We start from the raw sequence: 485 nt of genomic DNA, 5'->3' as shown, positions 1-485 counted from the left end.
GGCTGTGTTGATCTGGCGTCGCTGATCCCCGATGCCCAGGTGACTTTTGACAGCGGCGAACAACGGCTGGATATCGCTATTCCCCAGGCATTGTTACTCCGTACCGCCCGTGGCACCGTCAATCCGGCCTTGTGGGACAGCGGCGTGACGTCAGGGATGTTGGGCTATTCACTCAATGGCTACAGCTCCTCCGCCAACGGACAGACATTTAACTCGGCTTTTGCCGGGATTAACACCGGGCTAAACCTCGGCTCATGGTATTTCCGTCATAACGGCTCGTATAACTGGCAAGAAGACGGTGACAGCAAATACACCAGTATTAACAGTTATGTGCAGCGGGATGTCCCGGCTGCGCTGGGCCGGGTGTTGCTGGGGCAATCCAATACCACCGGGCAGTTATTCGATACCGTGCCTTTTACCGGGGCACAATTCAGCACCGATGACCGCATGTTGCCAGAGTCCCTGCGTGGTTATGCGCCGGAAGT

Annotated in this window: 1 protein-coding gene; it reads left to right on the top strand. The window is 56.5% G+C overall.

Annotated features, from left to right (window positions below; all coding sequences use genetic code 11):
* Positions 1-485 (top strand): fimbria/pilus outer membrane usher protein (locus V2A85_RS24430; protein WP_420072654.1); only part of this gene is annotated, 485 nt, incomplete at both ends.

The sequence above is a fragment of the Yersinia sp. 1252 StPb PI genome (assembly GCF_048593885.1).
GTDB classification, from domain to species: Bacteria; Pseudomonadota; Gammaproteobacteria; order Enterobacterales; family Enterobacteriaceae; genus Yersinia; species Yersinia enterocolitica_E.
The sequence above is the reverse complement of the archived record's forward strand: the minus strand, read 5'-3'. Positions and strand labels throughout refer to the sequence as shown.